This is a genomic window from Pararhizobium sp., from assembly GCF_035497515.1.
Taxonomy (GTDB): domain Bacteria; phylum Pseudomonadota; class Alphaproteobacteria; order Rhizobiales; family Rhizobiaceae; genus Pararhizobium.
This window is the reverse complement of the sequence record NZ_DATJDJ010000128.1, coordinates 19037-39434: the sequence shown is the minus strand read 5'-3', so window position 1 is coordinate 39434 and position 20398 is coordinate 19037. Positions and strand designations below refer to the sequence as shown.

The 20398-nt window shown below is 62.4% G+C and carries 22 protein-coding genes and 1 pseudogene; 10 read left to right on the top strand and 13 right to left on the bottom strand.

Annotated elements, in window-relative coordinates:
- Positions 1-367 precede the first annotated feature (367 nt).
- Positions 368-1351, bottom strand: coding sequence for an iron exporter MbfA (gene mbfA / locus VL202_RS13815; protein WP_325464685.1), 984 nt, complete (start codon positions 1349-1351; stop codon positions 368-370).
- 114 nt (positions 1352-1465) lie between these two features.
- Between mbfA and VL202_RS13810 the strand changes: the two genes are divergently transcribed.
- On the top strand, positions 1466-2314 hold the full coding sequence (locus VL202_RS13810; RefSeq protein WP_325464684.1) for a lipo-like protein: 849 nt from the start codon (positions 1466-1468) through the stop codon (positions 2312-2314).
- On the opposite strand, the gene VL202_RS13805 is transcribed toward VL202_RS13810, so the two are convergent.
- Positions 2304-3545: a cyclopropane-fatty-acyl-phospholipid synthase family protein gene (locus tag VL202_RS13805; protein ID WP_325464683.1), complete on the bottom strand. Its 1242-nt coding sequence runs from the start codon at positions 3543-3545 to the stop codon at positions 2304-2306. The two genes, VL202_RS13810 and VL202_RS13805, sit on opposite strands and share 11 nt — an antisense overlap.
- 84 nt (positions 3546-3629) lie before the next feature.
- Positions 3630-4517: an EamA family transporter gene (locus VL202_RS13800; RefSeq protein ID WP_414692861.1), complete on the bottom strand. Its 888-nt coding sequence runs from the start codon at positions 4515-4517 to the stop codon at positions 3630-3632.
- A gap of 204 nt (positions 4518-4721) precedes the next feature.
- Between VL202_RS13800 and VL202_RS13795 the strand changes: the two genes are divergently transcribed.
- Positions 4722-4973 carry a GlsB/YeaQ/YmgE family stress response membrane protein gene (locus VL202_RS13795; protein WP_325464682.1) on the top strand — a complete coding sequence of 84 codons (252 nt, stop codon included), beginning with the start codon at positions 4722-4724 and terminating at the stop codon, positions 4971-4973.
- Between the two features lie 19 nt (positions 4974-4992).
- Positions 4993-5322 carry a hypothetical protein gene (locus tag VL202_RS13790; protein ID WP_325464681.1) on the top strand — a complete coding sequence of 110 codons (330 nt, stop codon included), beginning with the start codon at positions 4993-4995 and terminating at the stop codon, positions 5320-5322.
- A gap of 75 nt (positions 5323-5397) precedes the next feature.
- On the opposite strand, the gene efp is transcribed toward VL202_RS13790, so the two are convergent.
- Positions 5398-5967 carry an elongation factor P gene (gene efp, locus VL202_RS13785; RefSeq protein WP_325464680.1) on the bottom strand — a complete coding sequence of 190 codons (570 nt, stop codon included), beginning with the start codon at positions 5965-5967 and terminating at the stop codon, positions 5398-5400.
- A 194-nt stretch (positions 5968-6161) separates the two neighbouring features.
- On the opposite strand from efp, the gene epmA reads away from it, so the two are divergent.
- Together epmA and VL202_RS13775 are read left to right on the top strand one after the other, a co-directional pair.
- The gene (epmA, locus tag VL202_RS13780; protein ID WP_325464679.1) at positions 6162-7232 is read left to right on the top strand and encodes an EF-P lysine aminoacylase EpmA; all 1071 of its coding nucleotides are present in this window, start codon (positions 6162-6164) and stop codon (positions 7230-7232) included.
- A complete protein-coding gene (locus tag VL202_RS13775) occupies positions 7229-8278 on the top strand; it encodes a lysine-2,3-aminomutase-like protein (protein WP_325464678.1) in 1050 nt (349 codons plus the stop codon). Before epmA ends, VL202_RS13775 begins: the two co-directional genes overlap by 4 nt.
- Before the next feature lie 94 nt (positions 8279-8372).
- Here VL202_RS13775 and VL202_RS13770 read toward each other — a convergent pair whose 3' ends face one another.
- Both VL202_RS13770 and VL202_RS13765 read right to left on the bottom strand, forming a co-directional pair.
- On the bottom strand, positions 8373-9038 hold the full coding sequence (locus tag VL202_RS13770) for an OmpA family protein (RefSeq protein ID WP_325464677.1): 666 nt from the start codon (positions 9036-9038) through the stop codon (positions 8373-8375).
- 330 nt (positions 9039-9368) lie between these two features.
- Positions 9369-9728 carry a nuclear transport factor 2 family protein gene (locus tag VL202_RS13765; protein WP_325464676.1) on the bottom strand — a complete coding sequence of 120 codons (360 nt, stop codon included), beginning with the start codon at positions 9726-9728 and terminating at the stop codon, positions 9369-9371.
- Between the two features lie 142 nt (positions 9729-9870).
- On the opposite strand from VL202_RS13765, the gene VL202_RS13760 reads away from it, so the two are divergent.
- Entirely contained in the window at positions 9871-10488 is a 618-nt protein-coding gene (locus VL202_RS13760; protein ID WP_325464675.1) for a hypothetical protein, read from the top strand.
- On the opposite strand, the pseudogene VL202_RS13755 reads toward VL202_RS13760, so the two are convergent.
- Together VL202_RS13755 and VL202_RS13750 are read right to left on the bottom strand one after the other, a co-directional pair.
- Positions 10485-10592 (bottom strand): annotated as a pseudogene (locus tag VL202_RS13755) (GNAT family N-acetyltransferase); the annotation flags it as partial. The gene VL202_RS13760 and the pseudogene VL202_RS13755 sit on opposite strands and share 4 nt — an antisense overlap.
- Before the next feature lie 82 nt (positions 10593-10674).
- Complete coding sequence (locus VL202_RS13750; protein WP_325464674.1) at positions 10675-11625, bottom strand: aldo/keto reductase; 951 nt, start codon at positions 11623-11625, stop codon at positions 10675-10677.
- A gap of 173 nt (positions 11626-11798) precedes the next feature.
- Here VL202_RS13750 and VL202_RS13745 point away from each other — a divergent pair, with 173 nt between their 5' ends.
- On the top strand, positions 11799-12785 hold the full coding sequence (locus tag VL202_RS13745; protein ID WP_325464673.1) for a Gfo/Idh/MocA family oxidoreductase: 987 nt from the start codon (positions 11799-11801) through the stop codon (positions 12783-12785).
- Positions 12786-12854: 69 nt separating this feature from the next.
- Here VL202_RS13745 and VL202_RS13740 read toward each other — a convergent pair whose 3' ends face one another.
- The 3 genes from VL202_RS13740 to VL202_RS13730 all read right to left on the bottom strand — a co-directional run bounded on the left by VL202_RS13740 (position 12855) and on the right by VL202_RS13730 (position 14563).
- Positions 12855-13070: a hypothetical protein gene (locus VL202_RS13740; RefSeq protein ID WP_325464672.1), complete on the bottom strand. Its 216-nt coding sequence runs from the start codon at positions 13068-13070 to the stop codon at positions 12855-12857.
- Positions 13071-13232: 162 nt separating this feature from the next.
- Positions 13233-14300 carry a hypothetical protein gene (locus VL202_RS13735; protein WP_325464671.1) on the bottom strand — a complete coding sequence of 356 codons (1068 nt, stop codon included), beginning with the start codon at positions 14298-14300 and terminating at the stop codon, positions 13233-13235.
- On the bottom strand, positions 14300-14563 hold the full coding sequence (locus tag VL202_RS13730) for a spike base protein, RCAP_Rcc01079 family (RefSeq protein WP_325464670.1): 264 nt from the start codon (positions 14561-14563) through the stop codon (positions 14300-14302). Before VL202_RS13730 ends, VL202_RS13735 begins: the two co-directional genes overlap by 1 nt.
- A gap of 143 nt (positions 14564-14706) precedes the next feature.
- Here VL202_RS13730 and xseA point away from each other — a divergent pair, with 143 nt between their 5' ends.
- The 3 genes from xseA (at position 14707) to VL202_RS13715 (ending at position 17793) form a co-directional block, all read left to right on the top strand.
- Positions 14707-16299, top strand: coding sequence for an exodeoxyribonuclease VII large subunit (gene xseA, locus VL202_RS13725; RefSeq protein ID WP_325464688.1), 1593 nt, complete (start codon positions 14707-14709; stop codon positions 16297-16299).
- A gap of 282 nt (positions 16300-16581) precedes the next feature.
- Positions 16582-16932 carry a MarR family winged helix-turn-helix transcriptional regulator gene (locus VL202_RS13720; RefSeq protein ID WP_325464669.1) on the top strand — a complete coding sequence of 117 codons (351 nt, stop codon included), beginning with the start codon at positions 16582-16584 and terminating at the stop codon, positions 16930-16932.
- A gap of 6 nt (positions 16933-16938) precedes the next feature.
- On the top strand, positions 16939-17793 hold the full coding sequence (locus VL202_RS13715; RefSeq protein ID WP_325464668.1) for an NlpC/P60 family protein: 855 nt from the start codon (positions 16939-16941) through the stop codon (positions 17791-17793).
- On the opposite strand, the gene VL202_RS13710 is transcribed toward VL202_RS13715, so the two are convergent.
- Positions 17794-18753: a glyoxylate/hydroxypyruvate reductase A gene (locus tag VL202_RS13710; protein WP_325464667.1), complete on the bottom strand. Its 960-nt coding sequence runs from the start codon at positions 18751-18753 to the stop codon at positions 17794-17796.
- Positions 18754-18763: 10 nt separating this feature from the next.
- The gene (locus VL202_RS13705) at positions 18764-20392 is read right to left on the bottom strand and encodes an ABC transporter ATP-binding protein (protein WP_325464666.1); all 1629 of its coding nucleotides are present in this window, start codon (positions 20390-20392) and stop codon (positions 18764-18766) included.
- Positions 20393-20398: the final 6 nt, after the last annotated feature.

The window sequence follows — 20398 nt, the reverse complement described above, 5'->3', positions numbered from 1 at the left end:
CAAAGGCAAACTTTCTAATTGGCCGATCGCACGGCGTCTTCTCCATAAACACCAATGAAAAGCGAACGGATGGAATTGTGATCGCCTTTTGCCCGTGGTGCGCCAAGCCTCTCAATGTGAATGCCGGAAAACTCTCAGACTGACCTAAAACGAAATGTCTGCTTAGGGCCGAAAGGCGACAATCAAGCATTTCATAGGCCTCTCGACCGCCGTTTATTTCGCGATCGACTTGTTCACCTGCATAGATGGCACGCCCCGATAAATCTTATCCCCGTCCATCCCGCCCCCGCAATCAGCTTGCCCCCCGTCCGCTGTGTGTCACACCCATCGCGAAAAGCGACTGCTCGGCGCGAACGTCACGACAGCCTCACGCATTGCCGATCAGGACCCCCGCCGCTAGCACCAGACTGCCGCCGATCACCACCTGGAAGGCGGCGCGCAGGAAGGGGGTTTCCATGTACTTGTTCTGGATGAAAGCGATGGCCCAGAGTTCGAAGAAGACGATGATCCCCGCGGTGATGGTGGCGGTCCAGAAATGCGGGATGAGATAGGGCAGCGCGTGCCCGAGCCCGCCGACGGTCGTCATGATGCCGCAGGCGAGGCCCCGCTTGATCGGCGAACCGCGGCCGGAAATCTTGCCATCGTCATGGGCGGCCTCGGTGAACCCCATGGAAATGCCGGCGCCGACGGAGGCCGAGAGACCGACGAGGAAGGTCTGCCAGGTGTCTTGCGTCGCGAAGGCGGCGGCGAAGATCGGGGCAAGCGTCGAGACCGAGCCGTCCATCAGGCCGGCAAGACCCGGCTGCACATAGGTGAGAACCATCTGGCGGTGCGCCGTTTCGTCTTCGGCGGTGCGAACATCCTCCGGCACATGCCGGTCGGTCAGCATGCGGGCGATATCCTCGTGGCCCTGCTCTGCCAGAGCCAGGTCGCCGAGCAACTGGCGGGTCGAGGCATCCGAGGTGTTGCGCGCTGCCTCGACATAGAAATTGTAGGCCTGCGTCTCCATCATCACCGCTTCGCCGCGCATGGCGTCCAGTGTCTGGTTCTGGCGCAGCCAGTCCGGCTTGCGGGTCAGGAAGCCACTGACATGCTCGCGGCGGATCAGCGGAATGTGTTCGCCGAAACGGCGGCGATGCATGTCGATCAGCATGGTCTTGTGGGTGTTTTCCACCTCCGCCATGTCCTCGAAGACCTTGGCGGAATCCGGGAAGTCGGCTTTCAGCTTCTGCGCATAGGCGAGATAGATACGCCCGTCATCCTCTTCGGACGAGATTGCAAGCGCCAGGATTTCCTGTTCGGACAGGGATGAAATCGGCCGCTTGAAGCGGGAAAGAAGGCGGGAAAACATGATACGGAATACCTAGTTTAGAATTGTTCTAAAAATAAGGTCGCCTGCCGGAAAGGTCAAGGCGAAACGGCCGACTCGACATCGTGCGGGTTAACTTCCTAAAAGCATAGGACGATGAACCGCCGCGAAAGCCCTTCCCGCATGAACCCGCTCCTGACCAGCAAGGATACGCTCCTCGACCGCATCGGCAGGGCGCTGGCCGAACGCCTGACGGCGCAGACATCCGGTTACGAGCCCTATACGCCGTCCGATCCGGAAACACTGGCGCGGACGCTGAGGCCCGGCGACATCCTGCTGATCGAGGGCAATCACAAGGTTTCGGCGGCGATCAAATATCTGACGCAATCGACCTGGTCGCATGCAGCCTTCTTCGCCGGCGACGAAATCCCGCTGACGCTCGATCAGGCGGCACGGCCGGTCATCGACCGCCCCCAGCTCATCGAGGTCAATCTGGGCGAGGGCTGCGTCGCGGCGCCGCTCAGCAAATATTCGACCTACAATACCCGCATCTGCCGGCCGATCGGGCTGACGCCGGACGATCGCGACGCGGTCGTCTCCTTCATGGTGTCGCGGCTTGGGCTGAAATACGACATGAAGAACATTTTCGACATGCTGCGCTATTTCATGCCGGCGCCGCCCGTGCCGGTGCGCTTTCGCCGCCGCATGCTGGCCTTCGGCTCGGGCGATCCGACACGGGCGATCTGCTCGACTTTGATCGCACAGGCCTTCGAGCAGATCCGCTATCCCATCCTGCCGGAAATCACCCGCGCGCCGGGCCGGGCGGCGGCAACCTCGACATTCTCGCGGGCCGAGATCCTGCATATCCGCCACCACTCGCTTTACACGCCGCGCGATTTCGACCTCTCGCCCTATTTCGCCATCGTCAAGCCGACGCTGGAATACGGCTTCGACTACAAAAGGCTGCAATGGGAGCCCCGACAGGACGAGCCGGTCACAAGGTGATATTGAGCGTCTGTTCGCGGACGATATAGGCCTTCTGCCGGTCGGTGATGTAATCGCGCACGATCGGCGCGGCATCGCGCGAGCGCGACAGCTGCATGTGGAACACAAGCTGGCTGCCGGTGCGGAACATCATTTCGCAGCTGATCAGATAGAATTCCCACATCCGGGCAAAGCGCTCGTCATACATCTCGACGACCTTGTCGCGGTTCTTCTCGAAGCGTTCGACCCAGTGCGCCAGCGTCGTCGCATAGTGGACGCGCAGGAATTCGAGGTCGCTGACCCAGAGGCTATTTTGCTCGACAACCTCGAACACTTCCGACAGGGCCGGCGAATAGGCGCCGGGGAAAATGTACTTGCGCAGCCAGGCGCTGGCCATGCCGGGCGGGCTCATATGACCGATCGAATGCAGCACGGCGATCCCGTCGTCGGGCATCAGCGCATTCAACTTCTTGAAGAATTCGTCGTAATGGCTGACGCCGACATGTTCGAACATGCCGACCGAGACGATCCGGTCGAAGGTTTCGGTGACATCGCGGTAGTCGCGCAACTCGAACCGGACGCGGCCCTCAAGCCCGGCATCCTTGGCCCGTTGCGTGGCGAGCGCCTGCTGTTCTTTCGACAGCGTCACGCCCAGAACCTCGACATCTTCCAGTTGGGCGAGATAGAGCGCCAGATCGCCCCAGCCGCAGCCGATATCCAGCACCTTCATGCCGGGCCGCAGGCAGAGCTTGGAGGCAAGCAGCCTGAGCTTGTTGCGCTGCGCCTGTTCCAGCGTCTCGCCCGGATCGCGGAAATAGGCGCAGGAATAGAGCATGTTGTCATCGAGGAAGAGCTTGTAGAATTCGTTGCCGACATCATAGTGGTGGGCGACATTGCGCTGCGCCTCGCCCTTGACGTTGGACTGCTGGCGATTGCGGAAGCGCATCTTGATGGCGCGGAGCAGTTTCTGGATCGGGTAGGAGCCGAGCGACAGCCGGTTGACCGAAAACAGCGTCAGGAAATCCTTGAGCGTCGAGCCGTTTTCAAACAACAACGTGCCGTCCATATAGGCTTCGCCGGCGGCCAGTTCGGAATTGAAGACGAGCGTGCGGTAGAGCTTGCGGTCCGTCAGCCGCATGGTGACTTCAGGGCCGGGTTCGCCGGAGTAAACGTGCGATTTGCCATCCGCGTCGATGACCGTCAGCTGGCCCTTGCGGATGAAGGCTTTCATCATATGCGACAGTGGAAACATGCACACCTCGAATTGAAAAGCGACGCTGGTAGAGCGGCACTCTATCACCGGGTTTTCAAAATGCGCGTCCCAATTTCGTGAATTTCAACGACCGGTGGCAGTGGCCCCGGCGCTCGCCGCCACCACGAGCAGCGTGCCGGCCACCTGCAGCGCCGTCATCGGCTGGCTGAGCACGATGAAGCCGGCAAGGGCGCCGAGCGCGGGCTCAAGGCTCATCAGGATGCCGAACGACGACGTGCTCATGCGGCGCAGCGCGATCATTTCCAGGGCATAGGGAATGAGCGGCACGAGCAGCGCCAGCCAGGCGACACTGAAGACGCCTTCGATCGTCATGCGATGCGCGTCGAGAATTCCGAACGGCGTGGCGACGATGGCCGCGACGATCAGTGACATGGAAAGGCCCTGCAGCCCCTCGAAGGCGCTGCCAGCCTTCTTCATCAGGATGATATAGAGCCCCCAGCCGGTCGCCGCGCCAAAGGCCAGGAGAATGCCGGTGGGATCGCCGATCCAGCCATTGCCGTCATGGGCAAGCAACAACACGCCAGCACCGGCGATCATTGGCCAGACGAGCCGCCAGCCGATGCCGAAGGCGAAAGTCGCGACCGTGAGCGGACCGAGAAAATCGATGGCCACGGCAAGCCCGAGCGGAATGCGCTCTATGGCGGCGAAGAAGCACAATGTCATGCCCGCCATCGACGCGCCGAGCACGCCGGCGGTCTGCCACTGCGCACGCGAATAGCGCAAGATCGGCGGTCGCACGACGATGGCCAGCAGCACCGCCGCCCATATCAGCCGCAGCCAGGTGGTTCCGGATGGACCATAGGCCGCGATCGCCGGTGCCGAGAAGGCTGAGCCGAACTGCACGCTGGACATGGACAAGAGGCACATCAGGCCGCCAGTCAGCGCCGCGGCGGTTCCCGTCGTCATCGGCGCTGTTGCCGCCGGCACCGTCGTGTCTGCTGACTGATCCATGATGTCGTCCTCCGGCGGCGATGCTCTTCGTCTTCCCTTTGGCTCTACCGAACAGCGGCCAGCCGTTCAAATTCATATTTATGGGGTGAGCATAAGGGCATTTGATGCTGGAATCCGAATGGACCGGCGCTGGCGTCGGGAACATTTCGCCCTTTCGACCGTTAGGCATGCCAACAAGGGTGAAATTTCGAGCGAGGACAGGACATGGACGTGAATGGCGTTGGCTGGATTGCAGCAATCATCATCGGCGGGTTCGCCGGATGGCTGGCGGAACAGTTCATGAAATCCAATATGGGCGTGTTCATGAACATCATTCTCGGAATTATCGGCGCGGTCGTGCTCAATGCCATCCTCGCGTTTGCCGGCATGGGTTTCACCGGTTGGCTCGCCTACCTGATCATCGGCTTCATCGGAGCCTGTATCCTGATCGCCGTCGGGCGCGCCGTGCGCCGTTAGGCCTTGAAAGAGAGAACCGATGCTGACATTCGCAGCCGAAGGCAATGGGCAGGGGCAGTTGGAGATCAACGGCCAGTCGCAGCCGGTGTCCTACGAGTTGGTTGAAGCGCGCGAGGAGGATGACAGCCGGCAGGTTCGCATTCGTCTTCATGCGCCGCGCGACTGGCTGATGAAGCAGGGTTTCAACGGTGAAGCGGTGCTGGTGCGCAACAATGGTTCAAGGATCGCCGTGCGTCGCGAAGGCGGGGTGGGCGTCGAGGACGCCGTGGCGGTGACGCTCGAAGGATATGACGACAGCCGCCTGGATGCGGACGACGTGGCCAACGCCTATCCGGAATTGAAACATTAGGTTTTAAAGTTTGCGGCGGAAACGGAAACGGGCGCGATGCGAGTCGCGCCCGTTTTCATACGTAGGTGTCAGGGATCAATCCTTGGCGCGCTCGACGTAGGACGCATCTTCCGTCAGGATGACGATACGGGTGCCGGCGCCGATATGCGGCGGGACCATGGTGCGCACGCCGTTCGACAGGATGGCCGGCTTGTAGGACGACGACGCCGTCTGTCCCTTGACGACCGGCTCGGTCTCGGCGACTTCCAGCGTCATGCGTGTCGGAAGCTCGATGGCAAGGCAAACGCCTTCGAACATCTTCAGTTGAACAGACATGCCTTCCTGGAGGTAAGCCTTGTCGTCGCCGATAACGTCGGGCGAAACCGCGACCTGATCATAGCTTTCCGGGTTCATGAAATGGAAGCCTTCGCCATCTTCGTAGAGGAAGGTATGGTCGCGATCCTCAACGAAAGCGCGCTCGACCTGTTCCGTCGTGCGCCAACGCTCCGACACCTTCACGCCGTCGGAAATGCGGCGCATGTCGACCTGGGTGACAGGCGTGCCCTTGCCGGGGTGGAAGTTCGCCGCGGTCAACACGGCATAGAGCTTGCCGTCGACTTCGAGAACGTTGCCCTTGCGGACGGAGGAGGCGATTACCTTGACCATAAGTCTTCCTTGTAACTGAGCTTGATGCGTCGTAGAGGAGCGCAGGAAATGCGCGTCAAAGACGCCAGAATGCGTTTCGGGCCGCACCTATCCTATATCCGGGCAAATTGCCAGTGTGACGGTGGATCGAGCCGGAAGAAACCGTACAATTGTCGTAAAAATCGAGCCTGACCGAGAAAACGGAACCACTCTCCATGCCAGCCGCATCCCCCTGGTGGACGCCCGACGTTCATGCCGATCGCCGCGGCTTCCTTCTCGGCCGCAATCGGATCCAGGCGGCGTTGCGCGGATTTTTCGCCGCGCGCGACTTCGTCGAGGTCGATACGGCGACCCTGCAGGTTTCGCCCGGCAATGAGGCGCATCTGCACGCCTTCGCTACATCCGCCATCAATCATGATGGCAGCACGGCGCCGCTCTATCTGCACACCTCGCCGGAATTTGCCTGCAAGAAGCTGCTGGCCGCCGGCGAAGAGCGCATTGCCTGTTTCGCCCATGTCTACCGCAACCGCGAGCGTGGGCCGCTGCATCATCCGGAATTCACCATGCTCGAATGGTACCGCGCAGGCGAAAATTACGAGACGCTGATGGCCGACTGCGCCGATATCCTGGCGCTTGCTGCCGAGACAGCCGGCGCGAAACAACTGACCTATCGCGACCGGCAGGCCGACCCCTTCGCGGAGCCTGAGCGCATCACGGTTGCGGAAGCCTTCGACCGCTTTGCCGGCATCGATCTTCTGGCCTCGATCGACAGGACGGGGGACACCGACCGCGACCGGTTGGCCGACGCGCTGCGTACCGCCGGGTCGCGGGTGGCGGACGACGATACCTGGGCGGATCTGTTCAGCCGGGTGATCGTTGAGAAGGTCGAACCCAATCTCGGCCATGGACACGCAACGATCCTCTTTGAATATCCGGTCGCCGAAGCCGCACTTGCGCGGCCGACGCAGCACGATCCGCGTGTCGCCGAACGGTTCGAGCTCTATGCCTGCGGCGTCGAGCTTGCCAATGCCTTCGGGGAACTGACCGATCCCACCGAGCAGCGCCGCCGTTTCGAGATGGAAATGGCCGAGAAAACGCGCGTTTATGGCGAGACTTATCCCCTCGACGAGGATTTCCTCGCCGCACTTGCAATCATGCCGCAGGCGAGCGGCAGTGCGCTTGGCTTTGATCGGCTGGTCATGCTGGCAACGGGCGCGCCGCGCATCGACCAGGTGATCTGGGCGCCGGTCGCCCGGACGGATATTCACGATGGAGGGCGTGCATGACGGCGCCCCGCTCCCTGAAGACCATCGGCGACCTGGAAGAGGCCGGCCTCGTTTCCGTCGAAAAGCGGCCCGGACTGGAGGCTGTCGCCGAGCGTTATGCGGTTGCCGTGACACCGACCATCGCCGCGCTGATTGACAGGAATGACGGGAGCGATCCCATCGCCCGTCAGTTCGTGCCTGATGCGGCCGAGCTTCTCCGCCTGCCGGAAGAGCGCGAGGACCCGATCGGGGACGCCGCCCACAGTCCGGTCGAAGGCATCGTGCATCGTTATCCGGATCGTGTTCTCCTGAAAGCCGTGCATGTCTGCCCGGTCTATTGCCGTTTCTGCTTTCGCCGTGAAATGGTCGGACCGCAAGGGCTCGGCACACTTGCATCGCAGGCGATGGATACCGCCTTCGCCTATATAGCCGCCCATCCCGAAATCTGGGAAGTCATCCTGACGGGCGGCGACCCGCTGGTACTTTCGCCCCGGCGGCTGGCGGCGATCATGGAAAGACTGGCGTCGATCGATCACCTCAAGATCGTTCGATTCCACACCCGCGTCCCGGTGGTCGAGCCGGAACGGGTCGATGCGGCGCTGATCGATGCGCTGAAGGCGAGCGGCAAGACGACCTATCTGGCGCTGCATGCCAACCATCCGCGCGAACTGACGGCTTCAGCACGAGCCGCCTGCGCTCGGCTGGTGGACAGGGGCGTGGTGATGGTCAGCCAGTCGGTTCTACTGAGGGGCGTCAACGACGATGCCGAGACGCTGGCTTCGCTGATGCGCGCCTTCGTGGAAAACCGGATCAAGCCCTATTACCTGCATCATCCTGACCTCGCGCCCGGCACCAGCCATTTTCGCCTGTCGATCGAGGAAGGCCAAGCCTTGGTCGCCGCCCTGCGCGGTCGCGTCTCCGGCCTCTGCCAGCCGACCTATATTCTCGACATCCCCGGCGGTCACGGCAAAGCCGTCATCAGCGCCTCGACGATCGAGGACAATGGCGGCGGCTGCTTCATGGTGACGGATTTCCGGGGCGAGGGACACGATTACGTGTCGAAGTGATCGGGGGGATTCCTCTTCTCCCCGCCGGGGAGAAGAGAGGCGCCGACGAAACCCGGCGGCGCCGGGTCACGCCATCACACAATCAAAACCGCGATCAGCCTTCCTTGATCGGCGCGATCGAGATTTCGACGCGACGGTTCTGGGCGCGGCCAGCCGGGCTGGCGTTCGATGCGATCGGGCGATCCGGCCCGTAACCGACGGCCGACATGCGGCGCTGATCGACGCCGCGCGAGCCAAGATAGTTGGCGACCGTAATGGCGCGGCGTTCCGACAGGTCCTGATTGTGGCTGGCGCTGCCAGTCGAATCGGTATGGCCGTCGACGTCGATCAGGGTCTTGTTGAACTTGCGCAGGACGATGGCGACGGAATCAAGCGTCGGATAGGCATTCGGGTTCAGCTGATCCTGGTCGGTGCCGAAGGTGATGTTTTCCGGCATGTTGAGAACGATGCGATCGCCGACGCGGGTAACCGAGACGCCTGTGCTCTGCAACTGGGCGCGCAGTTCGGTTTCCTGGCTGTCCATGTAATTGCCGATCAGGCCGCCGCCGAGTGCACCTATACCGGCGCCGACGAGCGCCGCATCACGCCGGCCGGCCGCACTGCCGCCAACCAGAAGGCCGGTCGCGGCGCCAAGGCCGGCACCGATCAGCGCGCCGCCGGCGGTGTTCGACATCTTCTGCTGGCCCGTATACGGGTCGGTGGTGGTGCAGCCGGACAGATAAATCGCGGCAATGGCCAGGACGGCGAATTTCTTGATCATGGAATCAGGGGTCCCCAAATGGTGTTGTTCCGTTTCATACTAACGATTGCGGCAGGAAGATGAAGAGGGCTTGTCCGTTTGCTGCACTTTCGAAGACAGGCATGGCACCGTGGCTCTGTGACGATGAGCGGCCGTCAGGATAGCTGGCTATAAATCGGGAGGTTTGCAGCAGCGAGGATATCCCTTGCCTCCTGAAAGAGACTTTTGCGCACAGACGCGGCGGGATGGAGCCCGGAACAGGTCCGGGATGACGGGACTCTCGGACTTCTCCGTACCAAACGCCGCGGCATGCCCACAATTTCGAAGGAGAACCCGCGTCTCCCCGCCGTCCTACCGGTGCAAATGGTAGAGCTTGTTGACGATTACCCAGCGGCCTTCGATCTTGAGCAGTGACAGATAATCGGTGAAACGCATGCCGGCGAATTCGTCGGCGACCTTGACGAACGCGGCGTCGCCTTCGATGTCGGTGATCTCGATTTCCATCAGTGGCTGGGTTCCGGGCGGGGCCGGTGGTTCGGAAAGGATGGCGGCGATGAAGTCGTCGCGCGACATCCATTCGACGGCGCCCTCATAATTGCCGATGATCTTGGCATCGGGATGAAAGGCCTTGCGCAGCGCCACCTCGTTGCAGAACGCCATGCCGTCGATATAGAGGTGAACAACCGCGCCAATGGACTGAATGTCGGACATTCGCGAACCTCCCTTGCTTTGCCGGGGAAGTCTATCATGGCGGGGAAAAGCGGCAAAGACCGGGTACTTGCAGTTGCCTTCGGGAAACGGGTGGTGTGGACGGCGAACGCGGCCTAATCTTCCTGAAAAAGGAGGAGCCTGAATGCGGAAACCGGGATCAATGCGGGCGCTGGAGGACATGGGGCGGGCGCGCCTGTCGGAGAATTTCTTCCTGCGCGATTTCCTGCATTCGGAAATCGCCGATTTCTACGGCATGCCGAACATTCCCGACGATCCTCAGCTGGCGATCGAGGCGGGTACGAAGCTCTGCGGCGAATTGCTGGAACCCTTGCATCGGACGTTCGGGCGGCTGCATATCCGCTCCGGTTATCGCTCGCGCTCGGTCAACGATTTCGGCAACAGGAACAAACTGAATTGCTCGACCAACGCGGCAACCGCTGCCGACCATATCTGGGACATGCGCGACGCCGACGGATGCATGGGGGCGACCGCCTGCATCGTCATTCCTTCCGTCTGGGACCGGCGCGAGATACTTTTGGGCTGGCAGTCGCTCGCCTGGTGGATCCACGACCACCTGCCCTATGCCTCGCTCTGCTTCTTTCCCAAACTCTGGGCGTTCAACATCCAGTGGCATGAGCGGCCGGTCCGGCGCATCCGCAGCTATATTGCGCCGGCCGGCGTGCTGACCAAGGCCGGCATGGCCAACCATACGGGCAGCCACGTGGAATTCTACAAGGGCCTTCCCGAACTCAAGATTTAAGAGCTTATCCGGTAGCGGACATGGCCATCCGCTTCGGTATACCGGTCGTAGAGCTTGCGGGCGGTCTCGTTGCCTTCGTCGGTGTGCCAATAGAGCCGCGCCCAGAGGCGGCGCCAATCGGCTTCGGCTTCCGGCAGGGCGTCGCGAATTTCAAAGTCATCGCTGATCCTCTCGGACCTCGGCCAATCATTCGCTCGCTTCGTTGAGCAGCCGGCAAGCCTCGTCGGACAGGCTCACGGCGACGGATTTCACCAGGCTTTCGAGCTGGGTGAGACTGGTGGCGCTGGCGATCGGCGCCGTCACGCCCTTGCGGGCCATAACCCAGGCGAGTGCGATTTCGGCTTGAGTATTGCCGGTCTCTGCCGCCACCTCGTCGAGAGCGCCGAGGATGCGCATGCCGCGCCCGTCGAGATATTTGCCGACGCCACCACCGCGCACCGAGCCCTCGAGATCCTTGTGCGACCGGTATTTGCCCGACAGGAAGCCGGAGGCAAGGCTGTAATAGGTGATGACGCCAATTTCCTCGGTGATGCAGAGGTTGCGCAGCGCGCCATCGAAGGAGGCGCGGTCATAGAGATTGTATTCCGGCTGCAGCACGTCGTAGCGCGGCAGACCGTTTGCGGCGGAGACGTCCAGCGCCGCGCGAAGCTGCGATGCATTGAGGTTGGAGGCGCCGACATGGCGGACCTTGCCCTGGCGCAGCAGCTTGTCATAGGCGCCAAGCGTCTCGTCATAGCGTATCTGCGCATCCGGCCAGTGCGAAAGGTAGAGATCGATATGATCCGTCTGCAGCCGCCGCAGCGAATCCTCCACCGCCTGCAGGATCCAGCGTTCCGACAGGCCCTTGCGCCCCTCTCCCAGGTCCGAACCGACCTTGGTGACGATGACCACCTCGTCGCGGGCGCGGCCGGACTGTTTCAGCCATTTGCCGACGATCGTCTCGGATTCGCCGCCCGAATTGCCCGGCGCCCAGGACGAATAGACATCGGCGGTGTCTATGGCGTTGAATCCTGCGCCGACGAAACCGTCGAGCAACTGGAAGGAGGTCTTTTCATCCGCCGTCCAGCCGAAGACATTGCCGCCGAAAACCAGCGGTGCGATGGACAGGCCGGTGCGGCCGAGGGTTCGCGTTTCCATGGGTCGCTCCAAGATGATGGGAGATTGCTGCAACGGGAGGGTAAAGTCTGCCCCATCGACATAGGCGCCGTACAGCATTTTTACACGGGTGCGGGAAACTTTATTCGCGAGCCGCCGCTTGATGGGCACGTACCTCACCGCTAGTGTGCGGCCAACAAACGGGAGGACACATCATGTTGCGTTTCGGTATTCTGTCGACGGCCAAGATCGGCCGCGAACTCGTCGTTCCCGCCATCCAGGACGCGGAAAACTGCGTCGTGACGGCGATTGCCAGCCGCGACCTGTCAAAGGCTCGCGCCATGGCCGACCGGTTCTCGGTGCCACACGCCTTCGGCTCCTACGAGGACATGCTGGCTTCCGATGTCATCGACGCCGTCTATATTCCGCTGCCGACCTCTCAGCATGTCGAATGGACGATCAAAGCCGCCGATGCCGGCAAGCATGTGCTCTGCGAAAAGCCGATCGCACTGAACGCATCCGAAATCGGTGCGCTGATCGAGGCGCGCGACCGCAACAAGGTTCTGGTGTCGGAAGCCTATATGGTCACCTACAGCCCCGTCTGGCACAAGGTCCGCTCGCTGCTGCAGGAGGGCGCGATCGGCAAGCTGCGCCATGTGCAAGGCGCCTTCACCTATTACAATCGCGATGCCGGCAACATGCGCAACATGCCGGAACTCGGCGGCGGCGGCCTGCCCGACATCGGCGTCTATCCGACGATCTCGACCCGTTTCGTCACCGGCAAGGAGCCGATCCGCGTCCAGGCCGATACCGACCGTGATCCGGATTTCGGTACCGACATCTATTCGAGCGTGCGGGCGGATTTCGGCGATTTCGAGCTGAGCTTCTACATCTCGACCCAGCTCGCCGCCCGGCAGGTCATGGTCTTCCACGGAGACAAGGGCTTCATCGAGGTCAAGTCCCCGTTCAACGCCGATCGCTACGGCGCGGAGGAACTGGAATTGACCAACCAGAACCATTCGCAATCGCAGCTTTTCCGCTTCCAGGATGCCCGCCAGTACAAGCTCGAGGCCGAGGCATTTTCACGCGCCGCGAAGGGCGAGGCGGAAGAGGTCGTGACGCTGGAAAGCTCGGTGAACAACCAGAAACTGATCGACGCGATCTACCGCGCCAGCGAGAAGGACGGCTGGGAAACGGTCTGAGCCGGTTCAAGCCAAGAGAACCCGCCGGTTAATCTCGGCGGGTTGGTATCCGGGGAAAATTCAAGCGGGTCATAGAGAGCGGCGCGTTGTCGTCGCGAGGGCCGCGACCATGGTCGCGGCGATTCCGGCATTATAGCCGAGCAAGGCCAGGCCAAGTGCGGTCAACGACACCGAGCCGGCCAGCGCCGCCAGCGCGAAGCTCGTGATGATCAGGCAGCCCGCCAGGACATAGCACGCCACCGACCGTGAAGCGCTCGACAGAAGCCCGATTGCAAATGCGGTCAAGATAATCATCCGACACTCCCAGTGACCAATCTAATACGGGAACTTTGCACCAGGCTCGCTAAATTTCGTTTAATCCTCCGAAAGTTTGGAACGGAGACAACCCGCGAAAAGTTGCACGCATTGATCTCACCTTCGCGTGAGGCCAATCTGGTTCTCAGCCCGTCAGGCGTAAGCGGTCGCCCTCGCCTGGATCGATGCGTTCGTGGCGCGAAACGGCCAGATCACCAGGCTGTCGTAACGACCGGATGCGGCAAAGCCTGCCTGATTGCGCCCGAGATAGACCTGTCCGGTTGCGGTCGGAACAATCGCATCGGAATTGACAGCCGCGCCATTATAGCTGCCGCTGCGCCCCGTGCCGCTCCATCCCAGACCGATACCACAGGCCGGCAGGGGTGTCGCGACCGCCGCCAGGACCAGTGTGTTGCCGCTCAGAATGCTCGTCTGCGCCGTGTTGAGCCGGATCAGCTCATCGCCGGAGCCGGCGCCCACCAGACGGCCAAGAGATCCGGAAAGCGCCTGCGTCTTCACGACGAGTGTCGCGGCACTGCGCTGGACCAGTGCCTCGCCGACGGCGGAAAGCCGGCAGCTGTCGGCGCTTCGCGCCGCCGCCGCCCCGGCCGTCTGCACGACGGAACTGGCGACCGCGCCGGTTTCCACCTGCGCGCGGCTGAGCGTGCCGGAGGCGGTGAGCGCCAGGCTGGTCGTCGATGCGGTGAAGGTCTGTGACGAAGCCTGCGTCACCGTTCCCGTCGCGGCGCCCGACAATGTCAGCGAACCACCGCCACGGCAGGAGACAGTGTACTGGCTGCCATTGGCGACCGTGACCGTCTGCGTTGCCGGAGCGAAGGAATTCAGGAACAGGTTTGTCGCCGAACCTTCGAGCAGCAGTTGCCGCTGGCCGTTGCGATAGTCGAAGCGCGGCGTATCGACTGCCGCCTGCTGCGCCGTGCCCGCCGCGTCGAGATATTCGGCCACGGAAGCCCGCGTGAAAGAAAACAGGTCGGTGAAAGCCACCGACTGCGGCACGATCAGGGCATCGACCGTGGCAGCCGCTATTCCACCCGACGCAACGGAGGTCAGGGCATACCGATCCCTGCGAAAATCCGCGATGAAGGCCGGCGCTTTCGACACGCTGTCGGCAGCATCCACGATCGTGAAAGCCGAACCGGAAAACCACGCATTCGCGGACGCCGCAAGACCGATGCCGGAATTGAAGCCGAACGATACCATCAGACGAGCCCCACGACGCTGCCGGCGGTGGTGCCGGTGGCCAGAACCCGGTCGGCGCGCAATGGCAGGATGCTGCCGGCCGCAACCCCTGCGAAGGTCACGGTCTGGCCGGACAGCAGCCGCACGGCGAGCGTCCCGCCGGCGCCAACGTAGATTGCCCGGGTCGCTTCGGAGAGATCGAGCGTGTCGTTCGGCGTGACGGAAAAACCATGCGTGGCGGGGCTGGTCAGGGAGGGAATGTTGCTGGCGAAACGATCGGGCATCGGCTTGTCCTCAAGGTTCGGTTGACGTTGCCGACATGATGCGCACGGTTTGGCACGGAGGGGATGAACGGGGATGACGAAAGGCCTGTTGAGGGCGGATGCGACGGCTGGTCATTCGCGGTGCGGCGCTGCAAAATGGCTTCATGAGCTCGTTCTTCGAATCCGATTCGCCCTCCAATCTCGCCGAATATTCGGTCTCGGAACTGTCCGGCTCCATCAAGCGGACGGTCGAACAGGCGTTCGACCAGGTGCGGGTGCGCGGCGAAATTTCCGGTTATCGCGGCCCGCATTCCTCGGGCCACGCCTATTTTTCGCTGAAGGATGACAAGGCACGGATCGACGCCGTCATCTGGAAGGGTACGATGGGCCGGCTGAAGTTCCGGCCCGAGGAAGGCATGGAGGTGATCGCCACCGGCAAGGTGACGACTTTCCCCGGTTCCTCCAAATACCAGATCGTCATCGAGACGCTGGAACCGGCCGGCGCCGGCGCGCTGATGGCGCTGATCGAGGAGCGCAAGCGCAAGCTGGCGGCCGAGGGCCTGTTCGATCAGGCGCGCAAGCGGCCACTGCCGTACATGCCCCGGGTCATCGGCGTCATCACCTCGCCGACCGGCGCCGTCATTCGCGATATCCTCCACCGGATTTCCGATCGCTTCCCCGTCCATGTCATCGTCTGGCCGGTGCGGGTGCAGGGCGAGGGATCGGGCAATGAGGTTGCGGCAGCCATCGAAGGCTTTAACGCGTTTGCCGCCGGTGGGCCGATCGCCCGGCCGGACCTCCTGATCGTTGCGCGCGGCGGCGGCAGCCTGGAAGACCTCTGGAGCTTCAACGACGAGGCCGTGGTGCGGGCCGCCGCGAACTCGCAAATCCCGCTGATCTCCGCTGTCGGGCACGAGACCGACTGGACGCTGATCGACCATGCCAGCGACCAGCGTGCGCCCACCCCGACCGGGGCCGCCGAAATGGCCGTGCCGGTGAAGGCCGATCTCGAGGCCAGTGTCGCCGCTTTGTCCGCCCGGCTGAAATCGGCCGTGGGACGCCAGATGGACAATCGGCGCCAGAGTGTCCGCGCCCTGACGCGCGCCTTGCCCTCACTCGACCAGCTTCTTGCCCTGCCGCGCCGCCGTTTCGACGAAGCGGCCGGGGGCCTCGGGCGCGGACTGCAGATGAACACTGCCAATAAGCGCCGCCTGTTCGAGCGCGCGGCGGCACATCTGCGGCCCGACGTCCTGTCGAACCGCATCAACGAACGCCGCCAGAACGTGAGCGAGCGCATGACCCGTGCCGAACGCATCGTCGAGCGGTTGATCCAGCGATCGGCTTCACGCGTCTCTTCCGCCGATGCTGCCCTGCGAACCCTGCCGGCGCGGTTGCTGAGCCAGATTCACCGATCCGGGGATCGGCTGACCGGCCTGATGGGGCGGGCCGACAGCGCGCTGATCGCCGATGTCAGGCGTCGGCGCAGTACGGTCGCAGCGCAGGATCGTATCCTGCAGTCCCTCTCCTACCGCAATGTGCTGAAGCGCGGCTATGCACTGGTTCGCGACGATGCCGGACTACCGGTCAAATCTGCCGCCGCCCTGTCGCTGAACCAGGCAATCTCGCTTGAATTCGCCGATGGCTCAATCAACGCGGTGACAACAGAGGGTGGAGCGTCTCCGCCACCTCAGCCGGCGAAGAAGCGGCCCGAGAAACCTGCCCAAGTTGCCCCTTCAAAACAGGGCAGCCTGTTCTAAAGCATGTCACGCAAGAATGTGCGACGGTTTTTGCGACAATGACATGCAAAACAAACCTGAAATGCGTCGAGCGAACCCAAGAGAGCACGACGCGCTTGCGCCTGTCCTCCTCGTCCTCGTCCCTCCCTTGGTTGTCGACTTTGCGGTCGCTGCTGCGGATACGGCCAAACGGCGCTCGGAGCGAACTGAAAAGACCATCTCTCGAATCTGCCCCGGCCAAAAGAAACGGTTCCGTAACAATCTTGCCGCTAAAGTACGCGCGGATTGAACCGAGGGCCTCCGATGCCGGTCGAACTATCAGCGTCGCAAGCCCTCAGCCTCTGGCACAGCGTTTCGCTGCAACAGGTCAGGATCGACAACCGTGACCTGACGCTTCGCCAGCTTTCCATTCTCCTGCATATCTATCTCGTACCGCCTCCGCATACGGTGCGCGGGCTGGCCGTCATTCTCGGCGTCACCAAGCCGGTCATTACCCGCGCGCTGGACACGATGGGCGATATCGGCCTCGTCACCCGGACGCGTGACGAGCGCGACAGGCGCAACGTGATCATCAAACGCACCGTCGCGGGTGCGCTTTATCTTGAAAAACTTGGCGATCTGATCATTGATCAGGGACGCAAACTGTCTATCTGAGGCCCCATGCCAGACCTTCCCGACCGCCGGCTGAACGCCTTTCGTCCCGATCTCGCCGAAGAGCGCCTGCGCGGCATAGTCGAAACTCCACATTATGTTGCCGGGGCCGCCGGCGTGATCTGCGTTCCCGTCGTGCAGATGCGGGCACGGCCGGAGCTTGAATGCGGTACCGATACCGAGTTGCTGCTGGGAGAGACCGTGCGCGTGCTCGACACAAGCGGTGGCTGGGCCTGGGTGAAGGCCGATTTCGATGGCTATGTCGGCTACATCCCGGATTATGCGGTGTCGCCGGTCCTGCGCAGCCTGACCCATATCGTCACTGCACCCCGCACCTTCATCTATTCCGGGCCGGACCTGAAATTCCCGACGATCCAGGCCCTGTCGATGGGCAACCGTATCGCCGTCATCGACGAGCGGGAGACGCGGGGAACGCGCTATTTCCTGCTGGAAGGCGGACAGGCCGTCATTGCGAACCATTGCGCCGAGGTCGGAAAGCCGCTTTCCGGCGATTATGTGGATATCGCCGTGCGGTTTCTCGAAACGCCCTATCTCTGGGGCGGACGCTCCGGCTTCGGTATCGATTGCTCGGGGCTGGTGCAGCTTTCGATGATGATGACGGGCCGCACGGCGCCGCGCGACACCGACATGCAGGCAAGCGAGCTCGGAACCGAGATCGATCGCGATGAACTGCGCCGGGGCGACCTCGTCTTCTGGAAGGGTCATGTGGCGATCATGGAAGACGACAGGACCCTGCTGCACGCCAACGGCCATACGATGACCGTTTCACACGAGGGGCTGGACGAATCGATCCAGCGGATCGGCTGGCTCTACAACCGGCCGACCGGCTATCGCCGACCCTGATCAATAGCCGGCTTTGCGATCCACCAGATGCTCGAGGGGCAGGCCGTTTTCGAAGCGATCTATCTGACGTTCGACGGCGACGAACAGCGCCTTGACGTCCGATGATGCCGCCACATGCGGAGTGACGTAGACATTGTCCATGTCCCAGAAAGGACTGTCCTTGCCCAACGGTTCCTGCTCGAACACATCGAGCGAGGCGCCGCCAAGCACCCCGGATCTGAGCGCCGCCAGAACATCCGCCTCGACCTGGCTGCCGCCGCGGCCGCCATTGATGAAGACCGGCGCGCCGAACACGCCTTTGCGGCTGAGCCTCGAAAACAGCGATGCGTTGAAGATGCCCGTCGTTTCCGGCGTCAGCGGCAGCAGGCCGACCAGAAAATCGGTCTTTCCGAGGAAGGCATCGAGTTCGGCTTCGTCGAAAGTCTCAACGCCGTCGATCACCTTCTTCGAGCGTGACCAGCCGATGGCCCTGAAGCCCATGACGCGGAGTTTGGCGATCGCGTCCTGGCCGAGCACACCGAGCCCCATGACACCGACGGTGATCTCGGCGGCTTCTGGCTGGCTCAGGTCCTCCCAGACATGCGCCTTGGCCCGAGCCTCATAGGTGCGGTGCTGGCGCAGGTGTAGCAGGCAGTTCATCACCACCCATTCGCTCATCCGCGTCGTCAGGCTGCGATCGACGAACCGGACCAGGGGCACATCGGGAAGCCCCGGCAGCTTCAGCACATGATCGACGCCGGCACCGCCGGAAAAAACCACCTTCAGGTGGGAGGCACGCGAAAACAGGTCGGGATCGGATTTCCAGACGACGGCATAGTCTATGCCGGCGAGGTCGCGGCCCTTATGCCGGGGATCGGCGAGGTTGATGACTTCGCGGCCGGGAAACGCTCCCTTCAGCCCGTCCTCCACTTCCCGCGGAATGAATTTCAGGTCGATGATGACGGGGCTTCTGGATGGCATGAAACAAACTCTACTGGTGAACGGCGGGTACGTTGACGGCCTTCATGTCGAAAGCAGCGGCCATCAGCGCCTTGGTGTAATCTTCCCGCGGCGCATTGAAGATGCGCTCCGATGGCCCCTGCTCCACCACCTTGCCCTGACGCATGACGATCATGTCATTGGCAAGCGCGCGCACGACCTTGAGGTCATGGCTGATGAAGAGGTAGGCAAGCGCGTGTCTGGCCTGCAGGTCGCGCAGGAGATCGACCACCTGCGCCTGCACGCTCATGTCGAGCGCCGATGTCGGCTCGTCGAGCATCACGAATTCCGGTTTCAAAACCATGGCGCGCGCAATGGCGATACGCTGGCGCTGGCCACCGGAGAACTCGTGCGGATAGCGCCAGCGGGTGGAAGCATCCAGCCCGACTTCCTCAAGTGCTGCCGCCACGCGCGCGTCGCGCTCCTTCTCCGACAGCGATGGTTCGTGAACCTTCAGGCCCTCCGCGACGATGTCGCTGACGGCCATGCGAGGGCTCAGCGACCCGAACGGATCCTGAAAGACGATCTGCATGCGGCTGCGCAACGGGCGCATCTGCTTGAACGAATAGTCCTCTATGTGATTGCCGATGAAGCTGACGCGGCCCTGCGAGGAGATCAGCCGCGTGAGCGCGAGGCCGAGCGTCGTCTTGCCCGATCCCGATTCGCCGACGACCCCAAGCGTCTGTCCGGCCCGCAGCGTCAGGTCGATGCCATCGACCGCCTTGACGTGGTCTACCACCTTCCGCAGGAAGCCGGCCTTGATCGGGAACCAGACCTTCATATCCCTGGCCTCGATCACCACCGGCTTCGACGGATCGGAAACGGGCGGTGCGCCCCTGGGCTCGGATGCGAGCAGATGACGCGTATACTCGTGCTGCGGATTGGCGAAAATCTCCGCCGTCGGCCCGGTCTCGACGATCCTGCCCTTGGTCATGACGCAGACCCGGTCGGCGATCTTGCGGACGATGCCAAGATCATGGGTGATGAACAGCATCGACATGCCGTGTTCGTCCTTGAGCGTCTTCAGAAGCTCGAGGATCTGTGCCTGGACGGTGACGTCGAGGGCCGTCGTCGGCTCGTCGGCGATCAGCAGTTCGGGCCGGTTGGCAAGCGCCATGGCGATCATCACGCGCTGGCGCTGGCCGCCGGACAGTTCGTGCGGATAAGCGGCGAGACGCTTTTCCGGCTCGCGGATGCCGACCTGGTTGAGCAGTTCGAGCACACGGATGCGGGCAGCCGGCCCCTTGATGCCCTGATGCAGGTCGAGGATTTCTGCGATCTGCCGCTCGATCGAATGTAGCGGGTTGAGCGAGGTCATCGGCTCCTGGAAGATCATCGTGATGTCGTTGCCGCGCACCTGGCGCAACTCCGCGTCCGACGCTTTCATCAGGTCCTTGCCATTGAAGAGGATTTCGCCGCTCGGATGGCTGGCGGCCGGATAGGGCAGCAATTTCAGGATGGAATTGGCCGACACCGATTTCCCCGAGCCGGATTCACCGACCAGCGCGACGACTTCGCCGCGTTTGATATCGAAGGAAATGTCGTCCACCGCCGTCGACGTCTTGCCCCCCTGATGGAAGGCGACCGACAGGTTGCGCACGGAAAGAAGTGTGTCTGTCATCGCTGT

Coding starts and splice junctions, on each gene's coding strand:
- mbfA (WP_325464685.1), bottom strand. CDS start 1,351: ATGTTTTCCCGCCTTCTTTCCCGCTTCAAGCGGCCGATTTCATCCCTG.
- VL202_RS13810 (WP_325464684.1), top strand. CDS start 1,466: ATGAACCGCCGCGAAAGCCCTTCCCGCATGAACCCGCTCCTGACCAGC.
- VL202_RS13805 (WP_325464683.1), bottom strand. CDS start 3,545: ATGTTTCCACTGTCGCATATGATGAAAGCCTTCATCCGCAAGGGCCAG.
- VL202_RS13800 (WP_414692861.1), bottom strand. CDS start 4,517: ATGGATCAGTCAGCAGACACGACGGTGCCGGCGGCAACAGCGCCGATG.
- VL202_RS13795 (WP_325464682.1), top strand. CDS start 4,722: ATGGACGTGAATGGCGTTGGCTGGATTGCAGCAATCATCATCGGCGGG.
- VL202_RS13790 (WP_325464681.1), top strand. CDS start 4,993: ATGCTGACATTCGCAGCCGAAGGCAATGGGCAGGGGCAGTTGGAGATC.
- efp (WP_325464680.1), bottom strand. CDS start 5,967: ATGGTCAAGGTAATCGCCTCCTCCGTCCGCAAGGGCAACGTTCTCGAA.
- epmA (WP_325464679.1), top strand. CDS start 6,162: ATGCCAGCCGCATCCCCCTGGTGGACGCCCGACGTTCATGCCGATCGC.
- VL202_RS13775 (WP_325464678.1), top strand. CDS start 7,229: ATGACGGCGCCCCGCTCCCTGAAGACCATCGGCGACCTGGAAGAGGCC.
- VL202_RS13770 (WP_325464677.1), bottom strand. CDS start 9,038: ATGATCAAGAAATTCGCCGTCCTGGCCATTGCCGCGATTTATCTGTCC.
- VL202_RS13765 (WP_325464676.1), bottom strand. CDS start 9,728: ATGTCCGACATTCAGTCCATTGGCGCGGTTGTTCACCTCTATATCGAC.
- VL202_RS13760 (WP_325464675.1), top strand. CDS start 9,871: ATGCGGAAACCGGGATCAATGCGGGCGCTGGAGGACATGGGGCGGGCG.
- VL202_RS13750 (WP_325464674.1), bottom strand. CDS start 11,625: ATGGAAACGCGAACCCTCGGCCGCACCGGCCTGTCCATCGCACCGCTG.
- VL202_RS13745 (WP_325464673.1), top strand. CDS start 11,799: ATGTTGCGTTTCGGTATTCTGTCGACGGCCAAGATCGGCCGCGAACTC.
- VL202_RS13735 (WP_325464671.1), bottom strand. CDS start 14,300: ATGGTATCGTTCGGCTTCAATTCCGGCATCGGTCTTGCGGCGTCCGCG.
- VL202_RS13730 (WP_325464670.1), bottom strand. CDS start 14,563: ATGCCCGATCGTTTCGCCAGCAACATTCCCTCCCTGACCAGCCCCGCC.
- xseA (WP_325464688.1), top strand. CDS start 14,707: ATGAGCTCGTTCTTCGAATCCGATTCGCCCTCCAATCTCGCCGAATAT.
- VL202_RS13720 (WP_325464669.1), top strand. CDS start 16,582: ATGCCGGTCGAACTATCAGCGTCGCAAGCCCTCAGCCTCTGGCACAGC.
- VL202_RS13715 (WP_325464668.1), top strand. CDS start 16,939: ATGCCAGACCTTCCCGACCGCCGGCTGAACGCCTTTCGTCCCGATCTC.
- VL202_RS13710 (WP_325464667.1), bottom strand. CDS start 18,753: ATGCCATCCAGAAGCCCCGTCATCATCGACCTGAAATTCATTCCGCGG.
- VL202_RS13705 (WP_325464666.1), bottom strand. CDS start 20,392: ATGACAGACACACTTCTTTCCGTGCGCAACCTGTCGGTCGCCTTCCAT.